Origin of the sequence: Burkholderia sp. IO2 (assembly GCF_029522185.1) — a bacterium.
GTDB classification, from domain to species: domain Bacteria; phylum Pseudomonadota; class Gammaproteobacteria; order Burkholderiales; family Burkholderiaceae; genus Burkholderia; species Burkholderia cenocepacia.
This window is the reverse complement of sequence record NZ_JAKWFH010000127.1, coordinates 1-3,609: the sequence shown is the minus strand read 5'-3', so window position 1 is coordinate 3,609 and position 3,609 is coordinate 1. Positions and strand designations below refer to the sequence as shown.

Here is a 3,609-nt window from a genome sequence, read left to right as displayed (position 1 = left end):
GCAGCCGCAGCCGCCGTCGCAACAGCACGCGCAACCGCAGCCCGCCGAGCACGCGGCGCCGGCCGCCGCGCATCACGACGACAAGCGCGCGCGCCCGGCCGCCGCGGCCGCGGCGGGCGCCGAAGGCAGCTCGATCCGCGTCGGCGTCGAGAAGGTCGACCAGCTGATCAACCTCGTCGGCGAACTGGTGATCACGCAAGCGATGCTGGCCGAGACGGCGAGCGCGTTCGATCCGGCGCTGCACGACCGCCTGTTCAACGGGATGGCGCAGCTCGAGCGCAACGCGCGCGACCTGCAGGAAGCGGTGATGTCGATCCGCATGATGCCGATGGACTACGTGTTCAGCCGCTTCCCGCGGCTCGTGCGCGATCTCGCCGGCAAGCTCGGCAAGCAGGTCGAACTGGTCACGTTCGGCCAGGCGACCGAGCTCGACAAGAGCCTGATCGAACGGATCATCGATCCGCTCACGCACCTGGTGCGCAACAGCCTCGACCACGGCATCGAAACCGTCGACAAGCGCGTCGCCGCCGGCAAGGACGCGGTCGGCCAGCTCGTGCTGTCGGCCGCGCATCACGGCGGCAACATCGTGATCGAGGTGAGCGACGACGGCGCGGGCCTGAACCGCGAGCGGATCCTCGCGAAGGCCGCGAAGCAGGGCATGCAGATCGCCGAGAACATCAGCGACGACGAAGTCTGGCAACTGATCTTCGCGCCGGGCTTCTCGACCGCCGAGACGGTGACCGACGTGTCGGGCCGCGGCGTCGGCATGGACGTCGTGAAGCGCAACATCCAGTCGATGGGCGGCCACGTCGAGATCACGTCGCTGGCCGGCCGCGGCACGACCACGCGGATCGTGCTGCCGCTCACGCTGGCGATCCTCGACGGGATGTCGGTGAAGGTGGGCAGCGAGATCTTCATCCTGCCGCTGAACTTCGTGATGGAGTCGCTGCAGCCGTCGAACGACGACATCTACACGGTCGGCAACGGCGAGCGCGTGGTGCGCGTGCGCGGTGAATACCTGCCGCTGGTCGCGCTGCACGAGGTGTTCTCGGTCGAGGACGCGCGCACCGACCCGACGCAGGGGATCGTCACGATCATGGAAACCGAGGGGCGCCGCTTCGCGATGCTGATCGACGAGCTGGTCGGCCAGCAGCAGGTGGTCGTGAAGAACCTCGAAACCAACTACCGCAAGGTCCATGGCATCTCGGCGGCGACCATCCTGGGCGACGGCAGCGTCGCGCTGATCGTCGACGTCGCGGCGCTGAACCGCGAAACCCGTGCGACGCACGGCGCCCGTGCCGGCGCCGAGCTCGCCGTCTTCTGACTCTCGCCATCAACCGATTGGGGGCAAACGTGTCTGCTGAAGTCCAAATGATCAATCCGGCCGCGGCGAACGCGGCAACCAGCCGCCGCGACGCGGAACAGGGCGACGCGACGGGCCAGGAATTCCTCGTGTTCACGCTCGGCGACGAGGAATACGGGATCGACATCCTGAAAGTGCAGGAAATCCGCGGCTACGACAGCGTCACGCGCATCGCGAACGCGCCGGAGTTCATCAAGGGCGTGATCAACCTGCGCGGGATCATCGTGCCGATCGTCGACATGCGGATCAAGTTCCACCTCGGCCGGGTCGAGTACGACCACCAGACCGTCGTGATCATCCTGAACGTGTCGAACCGCGTGGTCGGGATGGTGGTCGACGGCGTGTCGGACGTGCTGACGCTGCAGACCGACCAGATCATGCCGGCGCCGGAATTCGGCGCGACGCTGACGACCGAGTACCTGACGGGCCTCGGCACGGTCGACGGCCGGATGCTGATCCTGATGGACATCGAGAAGCTGATGTCGAGCCGTGAAATGGCGCTGATCGAGACGCTCGGCGGGTAAGCGCGCCGCGCGCGCAGCAATTTCGGGAGAATCTGCAATGTTGCATAACTGGTCGATCCGCACGACGCTCACGGCGGTCGGACTCATCCTCGTGTGCCTGGCCGCCGCGGTCGGCGGGCTCGGCCTCTACGCGCTGAATCACGCGAGCCGTTCGCTCGACGAGATCGCGCACGTCGACCTGCCGGCGATCCACACGCTGGACGACACGGCCGCGTACCTGCTGCGCTCGCGCGTCGCGCTCGATCGCTTTCGTACGCTGACCGAAGCCGGCAATGCGGCCGACGCGGCGAAGGTGCTCGATCGCGCGCAGGAGCTGTATGCGAAGTCGAACCAGAACTGGCAGACGTTCCAGTCGACGCCGAAGCTCGGCGTCGAGCAGGCGCTCGTCGACGAGCTCACCGCGCGTTACACGACGATCATGAAGGAAGGCGTCGAACCGGAATTTGCCGCGGCACGCGCGGGCGACATGGCCGCGTACCACGCGATCGCCGACGCGAAGATCAGCCCGATGTTCGTCGCGTTCGACCAGACGGCGGCAGCCGTGATCGCCGCGCTGCAAAAGCGCGCGGAAGAACGCCAGGCCGCGACGCAGTCGCAGATCTCGATGATGATCGCGCTGATCGCGGCCGGCATCGCGATCGCGTTCGTCGTCGTGATCGCGATCCGCTTCGCGCTGCGCGGGCTGATCGTCAAGCCGCTGGAAGATGCGATCGCGCACTTCGAGCGCATCGCCGGCGGCGACCTCACGCAGCCGGTGAACGTGTTCAGCACCAACGAGATCGGCCGCCTGTTCGGCGGCATCAAGCGGATGCAGGACGCCGTCACGACGATGGTGCAGGCCGTGCATCGCGGCACCGAATCGATCGACGTCGGCGCGCGCGAGATCGCGACCGGCAACATCGACCTGTCGCAGCGCACCGAGGAACAGGCCGCGTCGCTGCAGGAAACCGCGTCGAGCATGGAGCAGCTGACCGGCACCGTGCGGCAGAACGCGGAAAACGCGCGGCAGGCGAGCCAGCTCGCGGTGAACGCGTCGGACATCGCGACGCAGGGCGGCGACGTGGTCGGCCAGGTCGTATCGACGATGCAGGACATCGCGGCCAGCTCCGGCAAGGTCGTCGACATCATCGGCACGATCGAGGGCATCGCGTTCCAGACCAACATCCTCGCGCTGAACGCGGCCGTCGAAGCGGCGCGGGCCGGCGAGCAGGGTCGCGGCTTCGCGGTGGTCGCGGGCGAGGTGCGCTCGCTCGCGCAGCGCAGCGCGAGCGCCGCGAAGGAAATCAAGCAGCTGATCGGCGATTCGGCCGAGAAGGTCGACAGCGGGTCGGCGCTCGTCGCGCGCGCCGGCGCGACGATGGAAGAAATCGTGCAGGCCGTGCGCCGCGTGACCGACATCATGGGCGAGATCAGCGCCGCGTCCGACGAGCAGTCGACCGGCATCGAGCAGGTCAACCGCGCGGTCGGCCAGATGGATGCGGTCACGCAGCAGAACGCGGCGCTCGTCGAGCAGGCGGCCGCCGCGGCCGCGTCGCTCGAGGAGCAGACGCGCCAGATGAAGGCGATCGTGTCGGGCTGGCGCGTCGCGGGCGGCATCGTGCTCGCGCCGGCGCGCAGCGTCGCGCGGCCGGTGGCCCATGAACCGGCGGCGCTGCCGTCGGACGCGCGCCACGACGCGCCGGTCGCCGCGCTGCCGGCGCCGCAGGCCGCGGCCCAGCCGAC

General features: G+C 68.6%; 3 protein-coding genes. All 3 read left to right on the top strand.

The features are described from left to right. Nucleotides 1-1,324 (top strand): chemotaxis protein CheW (locus MMB92_RS35055; protein ID WP_253633910.1); only part of this gene is annotated, 1,324 nt, incomplete at its 5' end. 47 nt (nt 1,325-1,371) lie between these two features. After that, nucleotides 1,372-1,887, top strand: coding sequence for a chemotaxis protein CheW (gene cheW / locus MMB92_RS35050; RefSeq protein WP_006486165.1), 516 nt, complete (start codon nt 1,372-1,374; stop codon nt 1,885-1,887). Between the two features lie 37 nt (nt 1,888-1,924). Next, the coding region (locus MMB92_RS35045) for a methyl-accepting chemotaxis protein (protein WP_277563266.1) at nt 1,925-3,609 on the top strand (1,685 nt) is incomplete at its 3' end.

Excerpts from the sequence above, each read along its gene's own strand:
- cheW (WP_006486165.1), top strand. The coding sequence starts at position 1,372 with ATGATCAATCCGGCCGCGGCGAACGCGGCAACCAGCCGCCGCGACGCG.